The organism is Allobosea sp. LC85, from assembly GCF_000735605.1.
GTDB lineage: Bacteria > Pseudomonadota > Alphaproteobacteria > Rhizobiales > Beijerinckiaceae > Allobosea.
Window position 1 is genome coordinate 80,402 of record NZ_JPKG01000054.1, and the last position, 16,477, is coordinate 96,878.

General features: G+C 64.9%; 17 protein-coding genes. 11 read left to right on the top strand and 6 right to left on the bottom strand.

Annotation, left to right across the window (positions count from 1 at the left end):
• Positions 1-235: 235 nt before the first annotated feature.
• Both FG93_RS23835 and FG93_RS23840 read right to left on the bottom strand, forming a co-directional pair.
• Complete coding sequence (locus FG93_RS23835; protein WP_043239329.1) at positions 236-1,444, bottom strand: phospholipase D-like domain-containing protein; 1,209 nt, start codon at positions 1,442-1,444, stop codon at positions 236-238.
• A 239-nt stretch (positions 1,445-1,683) separates the two neighbouring features.
• Positions 1,684-2,565: a LysR family transcriptional regulator gene (locus FG93_RS23840; RefSeq protein WP_043239330.1), complete on the bottom strand. Its 882-nt coding sequence runs from the start codon at positions 2,563-2,565 to the stop codon at positions 1,684-1,686.
• On the opposite strand from FG93_RS23840, the gene FG93_RS33175 reads away from it, so the two are divergent.
• From FG93_RS33175 to FG93_RS23870, 7 genes are all read left to right on the top strand, one after another.
• The gene (locus FG93_RS33175; protein ID WP_162531539.1) at positions 2,546-2,830 is read left to right on the top strand and encodes a hypothetical protein; all 285 of its coding nucleotides are present in this window, start codon (positions 2,546-2,548) and stop codon (positions 2,828-2,830) included. The genes FG93_RS23840 and FG93_RS33175 overlap by 20 nt on opposite strands.
• Before the next feature lie 19 nt (positions 2,831-2,849).
• Positions 2,850-3,920, top strand: coding sequence for an alkene reductase (locus FG93_RS23845; protein WP_043239332.1), 1,071 nt, complete (start codon positions 2,850-2,852; stop codon positions 3,918-3,920).
• 155 nt (positions 3,921-4,075) lie between these two features.
• Positions 4,076-4,669 (top strand): isochorismatase family protein, encoded by a 594-nt coding sequence (locus FG93_RS23850; protein ID WP_043239578.1) that lies wholly within the window; start codon positions 4,076-4,078, stop codon positions 4,667-4,669.
• Positions 4,670-4,739: 70 nt separating this feature from the next.
• Positions 4,740-5,468, top strand: a complete 729-nt coding sequence (locus FG93_RS23855) for a pirin family protein (protein WP_043239580.1) — start codon at positions 4,740-4,742, stop codon at positions 5,466-5,468.
• A 137-nt stretch (positions 5,469-5,605) separates the two neighbouring features.
• Positions 5,606-8,428: a xanthine dehydrogenase family protein molybdopterin-binding subunit gene (locus tag FG93_RS23860; RefSeq protein ID WP_043239582.1), complete on the top strand. Its 2,823-nt coding sequence runs from the start codon at positions 5,606-5,608 to the stop codon at positions 8,426-8,428.
• Complete coding sequence (locus FG93_RS23865; protein WP_043239335.1) at positions 8,425-8,970, top strand: (2Fe-2S)-binding protein; 546 nt, start codon at positions 8,425-8,427, stop codon at positions 8,968-8,970. The genes FG93_RS23860 and FG93_RS23865 overlap by 4 nt, the downstream gene beginning before the upstream one ends.
• A 5-nt stretch (positions 8,971-8,975) precedes the next feature.
• The gene (locus FG93_RS23870) at positions 8,976-10,253 is read left to right on the top strand and encodes a cytochrome c (RefSeq protein WP_043239336.1); all 1,278 of its coding nucleotides are present in this window, start codon (positions 8,976-8,978) and stop codon (positions 10,251-10,253) included.
• Between the two features lie 44 nt (positions 10,254-10,297).
• Here the strand turns inward: FG93_RS23870 and FG93_RS33020 are convergent, their stop codons facing one another.
• From FG93_RS33020 to FG93_RS23885, 3 genes are all read right to left on the bottom strand, one after another.
• Positions 10,298-10,612, bottom strand: coding sequence for an autotransporter outer membrane beta-barrel domain-containing protein (locus FG93_RS33020; protein WP_244448719.1), 315 nt, complete (start codon positions 10,610-10,612; stop codon positions 10,298-10,300).
• Positions 10,613-10,681: 69 nt separating this feature from the next.
• Positions 10,682-11,350 (bottom strand): hypothetical protein, encoded by a 669-nt coding sequence (locus FG93_RS23880; protein ID WP_152579595.1) that lies wholly within the window; start codon positions 11,348-11,350, stop codon positions 10,682-10,684.
• Positions 11,351-11,579: 229 nt separating this feature from the next.
• Positions 11,580-12,470 (bottom strand): LysR family transcriptional regulator, encoded by an 891-nt coding sequence (locus FG93_RS23885; protein WP_043239339.1) that lies wholly within the window; start codon positions 12,468-12,470, stop codon positions 11,580-11,582.
• 111 nt (positions 12,471-12,581) lie between these two features.
• Between FG93_RS23885 and FG93_RS23890 the strand changes: the two genes are divergently transcribed.
• The 4 genes from FG93_RS23890 to FG93_RS23905 are packed head-to-tail and all read left to right on the top strand — an operon-like array spanning position 12,582 to position 15,390.
• The gene (locus FG93_RS23890; protein ID WP_244448713.1) at positions 12,582-13,238 is read left to right on the top strand and encodes an HD domain-containing protein; all 657 of its coding nucleotides are present in this window, start codon (positions 12,582-12,584) and stop codon (positions 13,236-13,238) included.
• Positions 13,239-13,248: 10 nt separating this feature from the next.
• The gene (locus tag FG93_RS23895) at positions 13,249-13,923 is read left to right on the top strand and encodes an amino acid ABC transporter permease (RefSeq protein ID WP_043239341.1); all 675 of its coding nucleotides are present in this window, start codon (positions 13,249-13,251) and stop codon (positions 13,921-13,923) included.
• Between the two features lie 2 nt (positions 13,924-13,925).
• Positions 13,926-14,570, top strand: a complete 645-nt coding sequence (locus tag FG93_RS23900; protein ID WP_043239343.1) for an amino acid ABC transporter permease — start codon at positions 13,926-13,928, stop codon at positions 14,568-14,570.
• Between the two features lie 19 nt (positions 14,571-14,589).
• A complete protein-coding gene (locus FG93_RS23905; protein ID WP_043239346.1) occupies positions 14,590-15,390 on the top strand; it encodes a transporter substrate-binding domain-containing protein in 801 nt (266 codons plus the stop codon).
• Positions 15,391-15,468: 78 nt separating this feature from the next.
• On the opposite strand, the gene FG93_RS23910 is transcribed toward FG93_RS23905, so the two are convergent.
• Complete coding sequence (locus tag FG93_RS23910) at positions 15,469-16,470, bottom strand: 4-hydroxyproline epimerase (protein WP_043239348.1); 1,002 nt, start codon at positions 16,468-16,470, stop codon at positions 15,469-15,471.
• Positions 16,471-16,477 lie beyond the last annotated feature (7 nt).

Sequence of the window (16,477 nt, forward strand, 5' to 3'; positions counted from 1 at the left end):
TGACCCTACGGGGTGTTCCTCTGCATGATGAGACTCTCCGACCACCAAGAGACGCTTGGAGGCTAGGGCACGTTCGACTGCGCCAAACTGAGGGCCTACCCATTGGGTAAACATGAAACGTTCCTTCCTCGCCCGAACTCGCTCTGGGCTGAACGTTGGCCAGGGGCACGCGGATTATTTGGATTATTTGGTCAGCGAAACTGTGTTTTTCTAGCTGACCAAATACGCTTGGAGGTTAATCAGGATCAAAGTAGATCGCGTCCAACATTGCGACGCGCCCATCCCACAACTCGGCATCAGAACCAGCCGGTCTTGGGGCGTTATACCAACTCGAGATTCGGATCGGCTCGATGACGCGCTCCCAATAGTTTTTGAGACTAAGAGTTGTCCTTGAGAAGGCCAGTGCCTCAGAGAGCCTGAGCTTGTTCGGGCTGCTAACGCAAACAAAGCTATCCGGCCGTTTCATTGCGAGAAGCCTGGTTGCGGTCGACACGCCACCCGTACGACTGGAATTCTCGAATGCTCTCAAAAAATGCTCGCAGAATGTTTGGTAGTGCTCCTCGGTTACATCGCCGTGCCGCGGAATGCAGTCCATCGCGCGAGCCAATGATGCGTCTTGCTCCACGATGCGATTGGCGAAGTTGCCCATGGCAGCCATAGACCCGAACCAAGCCCAATTGTGTTCGCCAAGGCCGGCCTCACGATTTTGTTTTTCGGTGATTGTCCCGGCGATCGCCTTCCACTGAAGGCCTGAAAGCTGGGCGAAGGAACTCACGCTGGCGAAAAGCCGTTGGCAAGTCCTAAGGAGGCTCAATCGCGTGTCGAACTCATGGTGCCGACTAGACCGTACGGCGTTGGTGTATTCGGTCCAGCTCATTTGAACCAAAGGCGGCATCAATGGGCGGGAGGAGCCGTCACGTCTTGGTAGAATCGGATTCCGGGGTTTCCTTAGCTGTTTGGCTGCCTCAAATTGAGTCCGGTAGGTGTTCACCAATTCAGCCGTTACAGTCCTGCGGAGCTCATTGTATTCAGTTAGACAATCCCTTAGTTGATTGAAGAACGGCGCGTCAGCGGGTCCTTTCGCGTGGACGCAGGCTTCCCAATTCCGGTCCAATCCCCCCATCGTGAAATTTGAGCTGCCGACGATCGCTTCTGCGGTCTCTCCTGTCCTGAAGTAATAGATTTTGGGATGAAAAGTGGCTTTGCCTCCGTCCGCTACGAAGGCGTTCTTCACACCAACAAGACGCGCAATGAGGTTTGGATCGGTTTGACAGAAGGCCACACCAAACGTGACTGAAGCAAATTTCTGGCGATTGTTTAGCAGGCAATCAGCAAGGGGACCGTTGAAACCCCACGCAACCGCGAGGTGGATCTCGTCGTGCCCGTCGATCAGGCCGCGCAGTCGCTTTGAAACAGTCTGCGCGTTCAATAACTCGATTTCCATTTTCGCCCCACGCCGCAGCGATCAAATCTTACCCAACCTTGCGTCAAATAGGAAAAACTGCAACTCCAAGCGCGCTTAGACGAAGGGTGCGGGTTGCTGACTGCGAAATCCCTCACTGTCCGCCAGCCGACGCCCACAAGCGTTTCCGAATCCTGTTCTTTGCACTACCCCCTGCACGGTGCCCGCCCTGGGGTGAAAGGCGCGGCTGCCGCAACACCCCACTGGCAAGGCAGGGCCGCCTATCTGCGCCTCAGGCACTCCTGCAGGAACTCGATGAAGCGTTGGGTCTTGGCCGGGAGCAGCCGCGTCTCGGTGACCGCATAGACCGGGATGGGCGCAGCCTGCCACTCCGGCAGGACTTTTCGCAGCCTTCCCTCCGAGACATCCTCGGCCGCGATGTCCTCGGCAAGCACGGCGATCCCCAGGCCCAGCGTCGCCAGACGGCGGATCAGGCCGATGCTGTTGAGCCTGAACCGGCCCGCGATGGCGATCGCCTCGGTCTGGTTGGCGTGATGCAGCATCAGGACACTGGTTTCAGGGCCGACCATGCGCAGGCACTCATGCGTCGCCAGATCGGTCGGGTGGCCGGGCTCGCCCTTGCGTTCCAGATAGCCGGGCGAGGCGTAGAGAAAGCGCGGCAGCAGGGCCAGGCGGCGCGCAATCAGATGCGAGTCCGGCTGATCGCCCATCCGGATCGCCACGTCGAACGGTTCCGACACCAGGTCGACCCGGCGCGGCGTCAGGTCGAATTCAAAACTGATTCCGGGATAGCTTTCCGCGAATTCGGCAATCAGCGGCGCCAGATAGGTGTTCGCGAAATCAACCGGCAGGGAGACGCGCAGGAGGCCGGTCGGCTGCGCCAGCATCTCTCCCAGTTGTTCATGGGCAAGGCGGGCTTCGTCGACGATGCGCCTGCACCGGTCGAAATAGAGCTGTCCCGCCTCGGTCAGCTCCAGCCGGCGCGTCGTCCGGTGCAACAGGCGCAGCCCAATCGCCTTCTCGAGAATGCTGATCCGGCGCGACAGGGTGGAGTTCGGCATGCCCAAGGTCTCGGCCGCCCCGCGAAAGCTCCGCGACTTCACGACCTCCACGAACAGAGCCATGTCGTTCAGCAATTCCACATCGATGACTCCACCGCGTGATTCAGCGCGTCCTGATCCGCTCATCCATCAAGAACGCAGCCTGACGGATGGCGCAACGACCTGCCGCGGCGCAAACGCCGGTCAGGACGCAGGTGGACAGCATGAGCTGTCCGGGTTTCCTGATCCGGCGCTGAGCCCCCCGACCGACGAAGCGTACCCTCATTGCTCCATCAATGGATCAATCATTTCCGTTCAGGCCCATTTATCCCGCATCATGCAGCAGCCATTGTCTTCTCAGACATGATCGAGAAGGAACCTGTGGCATGAGCCCATTCTTCACCTCCGTACAGATCGGCCGCCTCGCACTGCCCAATCGCCTGGTCATGGCGCCGATGACGCGCTCGCGGTCGACCGACGACGGCGTGCCGACCGAGATGGTGGCAACATATTATGAGCAGCGCGCCAGCGCTGGTCTGATCATCACCGAAGGCGTCTATCCCACCGCAATGGGCAAAGGCTATGTGCGCACGCCGGGTGTCGAGACCGATGCGCAGGTGGCGGCTTGGAAGCGCGTGACGCAGGCCGTGCATGCACGCGGCGGCCGCATCTTCATGCAGCTGATGCATTGCGGACGGATCTCGCACCCCTCGCTGCTTCCCGGGGGCGCCCAGCCGGTTGCACCCTCGGCCATCAAGCCCTCCGGCCAGACCTGGACGGCGAGCGGCCAGCAGGATTTCGTCACGCCGCGCGAACTGAGCGCAGCGGAAATCGCTGAAACCGTGGACGGCTATCGGATGGCGACCCGGCGGGCGCTTGAAGCGGGTTTCGACGGGGTCGAGCTGCACGGGGCTTCCGGCTATCTGCCCGAGCAGTTCCTGTCGTCAGGCAGCAACACACGCGAGGACCGGTATGGCGGCTCCGTCGAGAACCGCGCCCGCTTCATCCTCGAGGTGCTGAGCGCCATGGTGGCGGAGGCCGGCGGCGATCGTGTGGGCCTCAAGATCTCGCCAGAGATGAACTACAACGACATGTCCGATGCCAATCCGCAGGAAACCTATGGCTATCTCGTCGAGCAGCTGAAGGCTTTCGACCTGGCCTATCTGCACGTCGCTCTTTTCGGGGCCGCGTTCGATTACCACGCGCTGCTGAAGCCGCTGTTCGATGGGGCTTACCTGATCGGCGGCGGGCTCGACAAGCAGAGCGCTGAAGCAGCCCTGGAGAGCGGCCGTGCCGACGCGACGGTGTTCGGCGGCGCGTTCCTCGCCAATCCCGATCTGCCGACGCGCTTCCGCCAGGAGGCCGCGCTCAACGCGCCCAATCGGGAGACGTTCTTCTCGGCCGGTCAGGAGGGCTACATCGACTATCCCAGCCTGGATGTTGCTGTCGCCGCGTAGGACCTGTCCCGGATTTATCGGCTGCCGCTCGCCTGGAACCTGCCCGCGGCGGCAGCTCTTCCAGGCGAACGACGCGGCGGCGAACTCTCTTCGTCGTCGGCCATTCACTTCAACGGGGGCGATGGTGCTCTTGTTGAGCCATGGAGATCGCAAAAATGACCAGGACTTTCACAGCCCAGAACTCTGCGCTTCTGCTGATCGATCACCAGGTCGGCACGATGAAACTGATCAAGAACATCGATGTCGATCACGCCAAACGCATGGCACTGGCGCTGGCGAAGACGGCCAGCATCCTGGGTATTCCAACCGTGCTGACCTCCAGCCAGGAGGACCGGCTGCAAGGCCCCTTGCTGCCGGAACTGAAGGAGATTCAGCCGGATGCCTTCGAGACGCGCGTCAAGCGCGAAGGCATCGTCAACGCCTGGACCGACGCTGGTTTCAAGGCCGCTGTCGAGGCGACGGGGCGCAAGAACCTGATCATGGCCGGCGTGACGACCGATGTCTGCCTCGTCTTCCCGGCGATCGACGCGGTCACGGAAGGCTACAATGTGCAGGCCGTCATGGACGCTTCGGGATCGCCGTTCGAGCTGTCCGAGGACATGTCGCGCCGCCGCATGCAGGACGCCGGCGTCATTCTGACCGCGACCAATACCATGATCGCGGAACTCGCGCAGAACTGGAGCACGCCGGACGGCCAGAAACTGATCCAGCTGTTGTTCACCGAGGTGCTTCCGCCGATCCAGCCGTGAACGGCGTCAAGCCACAAGGACGGGAATTGAGACAATGACCGTGGAAGCAACGATCCAAGGATTGGGCATCGTGGCGCCTGATACTCATCAGGTCAGGGCGCAAGGGCCCTTCCAGCTCCGTCGCATCTGGCCGGGTGTTTCCCTGGGGCGCGCGGAGGATGCCGGCTTCGGTGGGTTGGGCGTCATCGACCATGCCCGGCTCAAGCCAGGGCTTGTTGTCAGGATGCATCAGCATCGAAACGACGAGATCATCAGCTATCTCCGCTCGGGCCGCATGAAGCACACGGATTCCGCCGGGAGGAGCGAAATCATCTCGCGGGATCGGTTGATGGTCATGAACGCCGGCCGCGGCTTCTCCCACGAAGAGGAAGTCGTCGGAGACGGTTCGATCGACATGCTGCAGATCTTCGTTCGACCCGCGGCGGCCGATCTGGAACCTGCCGTCCAGTTCGTCGATCTGAATGATCTCGAGAGAATGGATCAGTGGCGGCTTCTGTCCGGACCAGTCGGTTCGGGGGCGCCAAGTTATGTCCGTCAGGCCATCTATCTCTACGACACGCAGCTCTCAGCCGGCAAAAGCGCTTCCCTGCCATCGATGCCCGGGTTTGACCGCTGGCTCTACGTGTTCAACGGCGCGGTTTCAGTGGGTGACCAACGGGCGGACACGCACACCGCACTGACCATCGGCCCCGAGGAATTCGCGCTTCCCGTGAATGCGAGCGTCGACACGGACCTTGTCCTCTTTCTGGTCGATCGCGGGGCTCCGTTCTCACGCGCGGGGACGATCAGCGGGGGCTAGATCGCCGTGCGTCCGCAGCCCGCAGCCTCCCGGTCATTGAAACCAGACCAATTCGAATATCGATATACGCGACCGCCCTGGGCCCATACTATCGCTGGGAGAGCAGAGTCGGCTCGTCAGCGAGCGGGGTGTCCGGCGTGAAGACAGGTCTATCCCGCAGAAGCTTCCTCCAGGCCGGAGCGGCCGGCGTCGCCATCACGGTTTCGCTGCTGCCCTCTGCCACCCAGGCGGAGCTGATCGAGACGCCGCCGCATCCCGGTTCCGATTGGCTTGGCCCCGGCGGCAAGCCGAGATACCGGCTCGACGCCATCGCCAAGGTCACCGGCGGCAAGACTTTCACGCGCGACTACCGCGCCCGCGATCTCGAAGGCTGGCCGAAGCAGCAGGCGCACGCCTTCATGCTCCATGCGACGCGGGTCGACCGCGTCTTCGATGGCGTCGACCTCAGCCTGCTCGGCGAGGACCTCAAGCCGGATCGGCTGGTGCTGCACGAGGACCTCGTCGCGGACGGCGTCGCGATCCCGGCGCCCGGCTTCTATGGCGATGTCTTCTTCGTCCCCAAGGGCCAGACCGCACGCCTGCTCGGCCAGCCGGTCGCGCTGCTGATCTATCACGATTTTGCCCGCTATGACGCGGCCAAGCGCAAGCTGCGCTTCAACGACACGGTCGTGCGCTACGGCACGGAGGGCCCGTCGACCACGCCCGGCCCCTACGGCGCGGCGCGCTATGTCCGGATCGACGGCGGCACGCCGGAGGCCGAGGACCGCTATTCCGCGCTCAAGGACACGACGATCCGCACCGGCTTCACGGGCAACGAGCCGCAATGGCCGGCCGCCGGCGACGGTGACGCCATGGCGCGCGGCATGGCCGCAGCGGCCGAGATCGAGCGCGAGATCGCCCATGCCGGCGACGACGTGCTGGTGCTGCGGCGCAGCTATGCCAGCCAGTCGGCCGACGCCTCGGCGATGGAGGCCGACAATGGCAATGTCTGGTACGAGCGCTCGACTGGCACCCTGCATGCCCTGATCGCCACGCAATCGCCTCACGAGGTCGCCGAGATGGCGGCCCATATGGTGTCGAAGTCGAGATTCCCGCTGAAGAGCATCGATCTCAAGATCGGCTACACCGTCGGCTACGGCACCAAGGACCACGCGATCTTCCCGTTCTTCTGCGTGCTCGCTGGCCTTTATGCGGAGGGCCGGCCGGTCCGGCTGGCCAATGACCGCTACGAGCAGTTCCAGACCGCGCTGAAGCGCCATGCCTTCCAGATGGACAAGGTCATGGTCATCGACCGCAAGACCGGCAAGTTCCGGGCGATGACCGGGCGCTATCGCACCGATGGCGGCGGGCGCGAGAATTTCTCGGTCTCGGTCGGCACGGTCGGTGCGACGGCGGCGCAGTCGATCTATTACCTGCCGAAGAGCGATTTTTCCGCGGCGATCCTGTCGTCGCGCGCCGTCGATGCCGGCTCGATGCGCGGCTACGGCACATTGCAGACCATGGCGGCGACCGAGATGATGGTCGACGAGGCTGCCGAAGCACTCGGCCTCGATGCCATGGAGTTCCGGCGGCGCAACGCGCTGAAATCGGGCATGAAGAACTCGCAGGGCGCGATCCCCTCAGGCGCGCTGCGTCATGACGAGATCCTGGCGCGGGCAGAACAGCACCCGCTCTGGGCCGAGCGACACAAGCGCAAGGCCGCCTTCGAGGCCGCCCATCCCGGCAAGAAATACGGCGTCGGCTACGGCCATGTGCACAAGGACTACGGCACCGGCGCCGAAGCGGCGCTCTGCGCGCTCGCATTCGATCCGGGTGGCCGCCTCAGGCTGTCGCATGTCGCGCACGAGATCGGCACGGGCGCCACGACCTCGCAGGCGGTGATGGCCGCCGCCATCCTCGGCCGGCAACCCGACGAGACTGAATTCGGCAAGGTGCGCTGGCCGCAGATGCCGCTCGAGACCAGCGACGAGCCCTATACGCTCTCCCAGGAGGAGGAAGACCGGCGCAAGGCGAACCCGCGCTGGACGCCGAGCTTCACCTCGCCGATGAGCGCCTCCAACAGCGTCTACTATCTCGGCCATGCGACGCGCGAGGCCGCCCGCGCCCTTGTCGACCTCGCGATCTGGCCGGCGGCGCGCTCGCTCTGGTCGCGCGGCATCGGCGGCGGCCAGCTGGCGCCCGAAGTGGTGCGCCGCGAGGATCTGCGCATCGCGCGCGGCACGATCAACGCGGCCGCCATGCAGCCTTTGTCCTTTGCCGAGGTCGCGGCCGAGGCGCACCGGCTCGGCCTCGTCACCGGCGTCACCGTGCACAGCTTCAACCGCTGGCAATGGGCTGAAGCGGAGTTCGAATTGCCGGGTGCCGGGCGCCGCCGCTTCGCCATCGATGCGCTGGCGGTTCAATATGGCGAAGGAGCACCAGCCGAGCGCAAGGCCCTGATGACGGAAGGGGGCTGGCACTTCGTCGAGCGGGCCGCGATCTCCTATCCCTCGGCGCAGCGCAACAATGCCGGCGTCACCTATTACGCGCCGATGGCGACGCTCGCCGAGATCGCCGTCGACACCGGCAGCGGCGAGGTCAGCCTGCTGTCGCATCACTCCATCCTCGAATGCGGCAACCAGATCGTGCCGGAGCTGGTCTCGGGCCAGGTCCAGGGCGGGCTCGCCATGGGCATCGGCCACGCCCTGAAGGAATATCTGCCGCTCTACGAGGACGGGCCGGGCAACGGCACCTGGAACTGGAACCGCTACGAGCTGCCGACAGCCAGGGATGTCGCGGTCTGGTCGCAGACCGCCGAGGTCCTGCCGCCGCTGTCGGAGACCGATCCGCCCAAGGGCATGGCCGAGGTGGTGATGATCGCGGTCGTACCGGCGATCGTGAACGCGGTCGCCCACGCCATCGGCAAGCGCTTCTACAGCCTGCCGATCACGCCCGAGACAATCCGAGAGGCGCTGGCATGAGTATCGCGACCCGCACGCTCTCCCTGACCATCAACGACGAGGCCGTCGGTCCGATCGACGTGCCGGAGACGATGATGATGCAGGATTTCCTCTACGAGTACCTCAACCTGACCGGCTCGCGCATGGGCTGCGGCCAGGGCATCTGCCATGCCTGCACCGTGATCGTCGAGAAGGGCGACGGCTCGCTCGAGGAGATGCGCACCTGCATCACCGGCGCCCACTGGTTCGCCGGGCGCAAGGTGAGGACGGTGGAGGGGCACGCCAGGCGCGACGCCACTGGCGCGATCACGCAGCTCTCGCCGGTCCAGCAGGCCTTCATCGAGCATTTCTCCTTCCAGTGCGGCTACTGCACCCCCGGCTTCGTCACCGGCGCGACGGTGCTGCTCGACCAGTTGAAGCGCAACCCGGTCCGGCGCGAGGCGCTGGAGCAGGTGATCAGCGAGGCGCTCGACCGGCATATCTGCCGTTGCACCGGCTATGTCCGCTATTTCGAGGCGGTGCGCGATCTCGTCCTCAGGACTCCCGGCTTGGTGAAGGCGTAGCGCGCATGGCAAGGAAGCTGCTTCTGGCCGTGCTGACGGTCGCGTTCCTCGGTGCGCTCGCGGCGGGAGCCGTCTTCCTCGGCCTGCTCGAGCGCAGCGTCGTGGCTCGGGAGATCGAGCAGCCGCTGACGCCTGAGCAGATGAAAGGCCTCGTCAAGCGCGGCGCCTATGTCGCCGTCGCCGCCGATTGCTATGCCTGCCATGTCACCAAGGGCGGCGCGCCCTGGGCCGGCGGGCTGCCCTTCGAGACGCCGTTCGGGACGATCTACTCGACCAATATCTCGCCCGACAGGGAGCACGGCATCGGCGCCTGGACGCGCGCCGAATTCCACCGCGCGGTGCGCGACGGCGTCGGCAAGCACGGCCCTCTCTATCCGGCGATGCCCTACGCCTCTTATCGCAAGCTGACGGCTGGGGATGTCGACGCCGTCTACGCCTTCCTGATGAGCCGCGAGCCGATGAAGGTGGCAAACCACGCCAACCACCTGCCTTTCCCCCTGAATATCCGGCAAGGGCTGACCTTCTGGAACCTCGTCAACCTGTCGAGCGACACCAGGACGGAGGTGGCCGGGCGTTCGGCTGCCTGGAACCGCGGCCGCTATCTCACCGACGCGCTCGCCCATTGCGGCGAATGCCATACGCCGCGCAACCTCACGATGGGCATGAAGCAGAGCGCCTATCTCCAGGGCTCGGAGCTGGAAGGCGTCATGGCGCCCGACATCAGCAAGGCCGGGCTGACGCGCATGGGTTTTGATCCGCTGGTGTTCGCGCGCTTCATGAAATCGGGCATCTCGGCGCAGGGCGCCATGACCAACCAGATGTTCGAGGTCGTGCATTTCTCGACGCAGTATCTGAGCGCCGACGACCTTGCGGCGATGTCGGCCTATCTGTTCGACCTCGACAGGCTGCCGGAGCGCGCGACCCCGCCGGCACCGCCACAGCCGGTTGCCGTTCCGGCCGAGACCGCAAGCTCGGCCCGCGCCACCTATCTCGCCGTCTGCGCCAGCTGCCATGGCAGCGATGGCCAGGGCATTCCGCATGTCGTGGTGCCGCTGGCGACCAATGCCTCGCTGCGGCTGGCGGATGCACGCAACCTGAACCGCGTCATCCTGACCGGCATCCCGGCCCAGCGCTTCCCCGGGCTCGAGCGGATGCAGCCGATGCCGGGCTTCGCCGCGCACCTGACCGACCAGCAGGTCGCCGACCTCTCCAACTGGATGCGGGCGAACTGGGGCGGCCAGCAGCCGAACGTGACGGCGGAAGCGGTCGGGCGGCTGCGCTGATCGGAGGTTCAGCTCGAGCGCGTCGCGATCGGACGGCCGCTTGCTTACCAGGTCGCGCGCAGGCCGGCGGTGACGGCGTGGGCCGTGTCGGCGGCATTCAGGCGAACGTCGTAATCCGCGAAGACTGTCAGCGCGCGGCCGGCGCGGGCCGAGACGCCGATTCCCAGCACCGCGCTGTCGCGTGGAATGCTGGCGCCTTGCACCTGGAATGTCGCGGCGGGCGAGCCGATGAAGGCGGTGTCGACGACCACGCCGTCATCGAGAAATTCGTGCTGCCGGCGCGCCCGGGCCTCAATGGCGAAGCGGTGGCCGGCCGTTTCGAACGCCTGCGCCAGCCTGACGCCAAGGCTGCCGAGCAGGCTTTGCGCCGGCTGGCCGCGCCCGGTGCTGCCCCTTGACTTAAACCGCGATAGAGAAGCGGACGTTCTCTAAGGACGTTTCCAGACCACAAGGTCGCCCACCGTCTCGAAGCCGGCCTCCAGCGCGGCCGCCAGTGCGTCGCCGTTCTCGTAACCCACTAGGTCACGACCCGAGAACGTCATAGTCGCGGCGCTGATCGCCTCCAGGGCGTCGCCGAAGACGTTGCTGAGACCGGCCACGGCGCCCGTCGTGGTGATGATGCACCCGGCCACGATCGCACTATCCGCCCGCCCGGCCAGCATCGTTATCCCGGGCTTCGCCAGGAACGCTGGCAGGAAAAGCTGCGGCTCGTCCGCGCTTCCACTCCAAGCCGCCTCCCATGCGCCCAATTCCTCGGCGTCCGTCACTGGGCGCCAGGTGAGCCGCATCGCGCCGGCGGCCAAGCCGGCGGCCCTATGAATCCAACGAGCATCGAACAGCGGCTCGAAGCCGAGGCTGTCCAGCGCGAGAGCCCGGTAACTGTCCTTGACGAAGAAGGCCTCAGAAGCGCGCGCTGTCCGTTCGGCGATGGAGCGCATCTGAACCTGCGGATCGATTTTTGGGTCGACCGTGACGACATTAGGGTAGAAGCGCGGCGGCGTTCCCGAGCACGCGACGCAGCCGTTGACACTCTCCACGCCAAGGCCGTGTGCGCGCCACATGGCGGCGCACAGGGCGGCGTTGTCGAGCGCCGCCATTCGATGAATTTCCAAAACGCTCATGCTGCCGGCCCGCATTCGACGGCAGGATCAGATCGCCCTTGCAGATGAGCCATGCTGCAAGCGTAACAGGACAAGGGCCCCCTTTCCACCCACCTACGACTTCAGGAACGTCTGCTCCCGGGCGGGGCCACGGCATCCTTCTGCGAGCCAGACGGACGCTCCTGGAACGGTACCAAGCGTCAGATTCTATCCACCAGGGCAACCGTCAGTCGCTGAATGCATGAGTGCGGGCAACGGCCCTGATGGCATCGGTCGTGACCGGCACAGCCAGGTCGAGCACGCCCCGCGGCAGGGCGATGAAGATGTCCTGCGGCTTCACCGGCGGGAGGTGGTTCAGGTGGCGGAGCCGGCCGGCGGCCAATGCGTCGTCAACGAGTTTCAGCGGCATGATGCCGATCCCTGCGCCTGCGGTGACCAGGCGCACGATCGCAGACATGCTGTTGCACATGCTGAAGGATGGTGTCTCCAGACCGTACTCCCTGAACCATTCTGCGGTGATCGTTCCCAGATTGGACGGAGGTGGAGTGATGAAGATCCGCTGCTGAGCAATATCCGGCGGCTCGCGCATCATCTCTGCCACGGCTGGGGCACTGACCCATCCGACCGTTTGTCCCCCGAGCCTGTCATAGCGCAGGTCGGGGAGGATAGGCGGGCTCGAAACCACTGCTACGTCAAGTTCCCCGGCCTCGAGCTTGAGTGTCAACGTGTGGCTCAGGTCGACGACGACCGAGACATCGAGATCAGGATGCCGTTCCGCGAGATCGCGGAGCAACTCGGGCAGGCAGACGGCCGCGAAAGCGTCCATGACGCCGAGTCGCAAGAGGCCGGTCGCCGATTGGCCCGCCCGCATCTGGTGCTGCATCTCTTGCGCCAGCGTCAGCAGGCGCTCGGCGTTGGCAAAGAAGGCCTGGCCCTGGGGCGTCATGCGTATCGGCTGGCTGCTCCGGGACAGCAACGAACGGCCGAGCTGTCGTTCCAGCTCCTTGACGCGATACGTCACGGTCGGCTGGGCAAGCCGCATCCGGTCTGCTGCGGCGTGGAAATTGCGCAGCTTCGCCACCCAATAGAAAGCTTCGATGAGCTTCAGGTTCAACATGCCGGAGGCGATCAGGTTTCTTGATCACGCTAGCGGCATTTTCGATTGGAATCCAGCGAAGCCGCGCGACTAGGGTGAGGGATCGAGCGATCAACCGGACCGAGGTTCTCCGTGCCCAGCCTGCCCGCATCTGAACTCAGCAATGTCTCTTCGGCGGTGCGCGCCACCATCCTCGAAGACCTCCCGGAGATCGCCGGCATCGTCGACGACGAGCTGCGCGAAAAGGTCATCCAGGCCTGGGCGCTGTCCCTTCGCGACTCGTCCTTCGCGCGGATCTCCGACATTCCCGGCGAAGGCGCGCCCAACCATTTTGTGCTGAAGGCCGGCAGCCAGGAGCTGCATCTGCGCGGCGTGGCGCGGCTTGCCGTCAATACCGTCGACGAGTTCCGCCGCACCTTCCCGCATGTCGAAGTCGACCGCGACATCGTGCTGGCCGGCGCGCTCTGCCATGATATCGGCAAGTGCTGGGAATGCGACCCGGCCAATCTGGAGCGCTGGCAGGCGAGACCCGACCGGACCGGCTATCCGTCGCTGCGCCATTCCGTCTACGGCGCCCATATCTGCCTCGCTGCCGGCCTGCCCGAGGCCATCGCCCATATCGCGCTGGGACATTCGATGGAGGGGCAGCACATCAAGCTGAGCACGGAGTGCATGATCGTCCGTTGGGCCGACAACACCTGGTGGTACAGCGCCGCGACCATGGGGCTGTGCCACCCCGACAGTCTCGCGGCGGCCGGGCCGATGATGACGCCACGCCCCTTGATGTGAACTGCAGACGATGACCGGCTATATCCTCACCTTCGAACCGGTCCTGCAGCGCTGGCCGCTCCTGCTGGAGGGGCTGACGCTCACGCTTTTCCTGACGGCCATCGGCGTCGTCATGGGCACTGGGCTCGGCCTGATGCTGGCCCTGGCGCGCCGGGCGGCCGCCTGGCCGCTGCGCTGGCTCTCGCGGGCCTATGTCGAGATCTTCCGCAACACCCCGCTGCTCGTCCAGCTCTTCGTCGTCTTCCTGGGCCTGCCCTCGCTCGGAATCCGCCTGTCGCCGGTCGCGGCCGCCGCTCTCACCCTGGTGCTGAACAACGCCGCCTATACCTGCGAAATCATCCGCGCCGGCCTTGCCGCGACCCCGGTCGGGCAGATCGAAGCGGCCAGGAGCCTGGCGCTCCGGCCCTGGCAGACACTGGCCTTTGTCGTGCTGCCGCCGGCCTTGGCGCGGATCTACCCGGCCCTGGTCAGCCAGAACGTCCTGCTGATGCTCTCGACGGGCATCACCTCGGCCATCGGCACGCAGGAGCTCACGGCCGCGGCCTCCGACATCAATTCGGACACGTTTCGCAGCATCGAAGCCTTCGCGCTCGCCGCAGCCTTCTATCTCGCGCTGAACTATCTGCAGCGTCTGCTGCTCTGGGCGCTGGGCCGCCCGCTCTTCCGCAGCACGAACTGGGCCTGACCATGCGCAGCTTCGGCCCCAACGAAATGGTCTACATCATCCTGGCCCTGCGCTGGACCGTTCTGCTCGCGACCTGCGCCCTGGCGGGCGGCGTCGTGTTCGGCGCCCTGCTGACGGCGACCGGGCTCGCGCGTCATGCCGTGGCGCGCAGCGGCGTCACGATCTTCGTGCAATTCGTCCAGGGAACGCCGCTGCTGATCCTGCTGCTGCTCGCCTATTTCGGCTTGAGCGCCATTGGCCTCGAACTCGGCGCCCTGCTCTCCAGCGCGCTCGCGCTGACGCTTTATGCCGGCGCCTATTTCTCGACGATCTGGCGTGGCGCCATCCGCGCCGTCGGCTCCGGGCAATGGGAGGGGGCGACAGCGCTGGGGTTGAACCGCTGGCTCAGTTTCCGTCTCGTCATTTTTCCGCAGGCGCTCAGGATGGCGCTGGCGCCGACATGCGGGTTCACGGTCCAGCTCATCAAGAACACCTCGCTCGCCGCGCTTGTCGGCTTCGTCGAGCTCACCCGCGCCGGCCAGATCGTCAGCAACGCCACCTTCCAGCCGCTCCTCGCCTTCGGCGTGGTGGCGGCCGCCTATTTCGTGATGTGCCTGCCATTCACGTTGTTGTCCGAATGGCTGGAGCATCGACATGCCCATCCGTAGCAAAAGGGGAGCCGATCCAATGTTGAACGCGTTTGGACGATTTGCGCGTAGTTCAGCCGCTGCGCTGCTGTTGCTCGCGACCGGAACCGTTGCCGTCGAGGCTCAGACGCTGGACGCCGTGCTGAAGCGCGGCAAGATTCTCGTCGGCGTCAACATCGCGTCTCCGCCGTTCGGAACGACCGATGCCAGGATGGAGCCGGACGGCTACGACGTCGACATCGCCAGGATGTTGGCCAAGGACCTCGGCGTGCAACTGGAGATCGTCTCGGTCACCAACGAGAACCGGATTCCGACGCTGCTGACCGGCAAGGCCGATGTCATCGCCGCCACGCTGCAGATCACGCCGGAACGGGCAAAATCGGTCCTCTTTACCTCGCCCTACGGCATGCACCAGTCGATGGTGATCGGGCCGCCGGAGCTCAAGGTCGCGAGTCTCGCCGATCTCGCCGGCAAGCGCGTCGGCGTCTCCCGCGGCTCGGCTTATGCAAACATCCTGGCCCAGGCGAATATCCCTGGAATGCAGCTCGTCCAGTTCGCCGACGACAGCGCCAATCTCAACGCGCTCGTGGCCGGTCAGGTCGACGCCGCCGGCACCGTGTCCTACCTCGCCGCGGAGCTGAAGAAGCGTTACCCGGAAAAGGGCTTCGAGCAGAAGGTCAAACTGACGGACAACGTCTATGCGATGGGCGTTCGGCGCGGCGATCTCGATTTCCAGCGCTGGGTCAACACATTCCTGTTCGTGAACATCCTCAACGGCAAGATTGGCCAGACCTACGAGAAATGGATGGGCGACAGCTGGAAGACGCTGCCGCCGTTCTGAAAGAGCCAACAGGTGAGGGGCCGCCCGGGTCAGTGGCCCCTGACCGTCCAAGCCCCTGCGGCCGGTCGGCCCCGTCGCTTATGTGACGACGAAACCGTGGGCGAAGGGGTCGCGATCGTCGATGAAGATCGTGTTGATGCCGGTCATCCGGGCCCAGCCGGCGATCGAGGGAATGATCGCCGGTTTGCCCGCGACCGTGGTCGCCGCTTCGACGCGGCCCTTGAACAGCGAGCCGATGATCGATTCATGCACGAACTCGTCGCCGACCTTGAGCCGGCCCTTGGCCGCGAGCTGCGCCATCCGCGCCGAGGTGCCGGTGCCGCAGGGCGAGCGGTCGATCGCCTTCTCGCCATAGAACACGGCATTGCGCGCATGCGCTTCGGGCTTCGTCGGCTTGCCCGTCCACTGGATATGGCTGAGCCCGCTGATCTGCGGATGCTCGGGATGGACGAACTCGTATTTGGCATTGAGCGCGGCGCGCAGCTTTGGCGACCAGCCGACGAGCTCGCCGGCGGTATGGTCGGCCATATCCCGAAAATTCTTCTGCGGCTCGACGATCGCATAGAAATTGCCGCCATAGGCGACGTCGACGACGATCTCGCCGAGCCCTTCGACCTCGGCCGTCAGGCCTTCGGCGGCGAGGAAGCCGGGGACATTCGTCAGGCGCACCTCCTCGACGAAGCGGCCCTCCTGGCGATAGGTGATGTCGACCTTGCCGGCCGGCGCATCGATCGAGAGCTTGCCCGGCTCGCGCGGGGTGATCAGGCCGTTCTCGATGCCCATGGTGATCGTGCCGATGGTGCCGTGCCCGCACATCGGCAGGCAGCCGGAGGTCTCGATGAACAGCACGGCGACGTCGCAATCCGGCCGGGTCGGCGGATAGAGGATCGAGCCCGACATCATGTCGTGCCCGCGCGGCTCGAACATCAGGCCGGTGCGGATCCAGTCGAATTCGCGCAGGAAATGCGCGCGCTTCTCCAGCATGTCGGCGCCGTCCAGCCGCGGGCCGCCGCCCGAGACGAGGCGGACCGGATTGCCGCAGGTATGTCCGTCGATGCAGGAGAAGGTGTAGCTGGCCATGGTCCGG

Coding starts and splice junctions, on each gene's coding strand:
- FG93_RS23835 (WP_043239329.1), bottom strand. CDS start 1,444: ATGGAAATCGAGTTATTGAACGCGCAGACTGTTTCAAAGCGACTGCGC.
- FG93_RS33175 (WP_162531539.1), top strand. CDS start 2,546: ATGTCGTTCAGCAATTCCACATCGATGACTCCACCGCGTGATTCAGCG.
- FG93_RS23845 (WP_043239332.1), top strand. CDS start 2,850: ATGAGCCCATTCTTCACCTCCGTACAGATCGGCCGCCTCGCACTGCCC.
- FG93_RS23850 (WP_043239578.1), top strand. CDS start 4,076: ATGACCAGGACTTTCACAGCCCAGAACTCTGCGCTTCTGCTGATCGAT.
- FG93_RS23865 (WP_043239335.1), top strand. CDS start 8,425: ATGAGTATCGCGACCCGCACGCTCTCCCTGACCATCAACGACGAGGCC.
- FG93_RS23870 (WP_043239336.1), top strand. CDS start 8,976: ATGGCAAGGAAGCTGCTTCTGGCCGTGCTGACGGTCGCGTTCCTCGGT.
- FG93_RS23880 (WP_152579595.1), bottom strand. CDS start 11,350: ATGGCGGCGCTCGACAACGCCGCCCTGTGCGCCGCCATGTGGCGCGCA.
- FG93_RS23885 (WP_043239339.1), bottom strand. CDS start 12,470: ATGTTGAACCTGAAGCTCATCGAAGCTTTCTATTGGGTGGCGAAGCTG.
- FG93_RS23895 (WP_043239341.1), top strand. CDS start 13,249: ATGACCGGCTATATCCTCACCTTCGAACCGGTCCTGCAGCGCTGGCCG.
- FG93_RS23900 (WP_043239343.1), top strand. CDS start 13,926: ATGCGCAGCTTCGGCCCCAACGAAATGGTCTACATCATCCTGGCCCTG.
- FG93_RS23905 (WP_043239346.1), top strand. CDS start 14,590: ATGTTGAACGCGTTTGGACGATTTGCGCGTAGTTCAGCCGCTGCGCTG.
- FG93_RS23910 (WP_043239348.1), bottom strand. CDS start 16,470: ATGGCCAGCTACACCTTCTCCTGCATCGACGGACATACCTGCGGCAAT.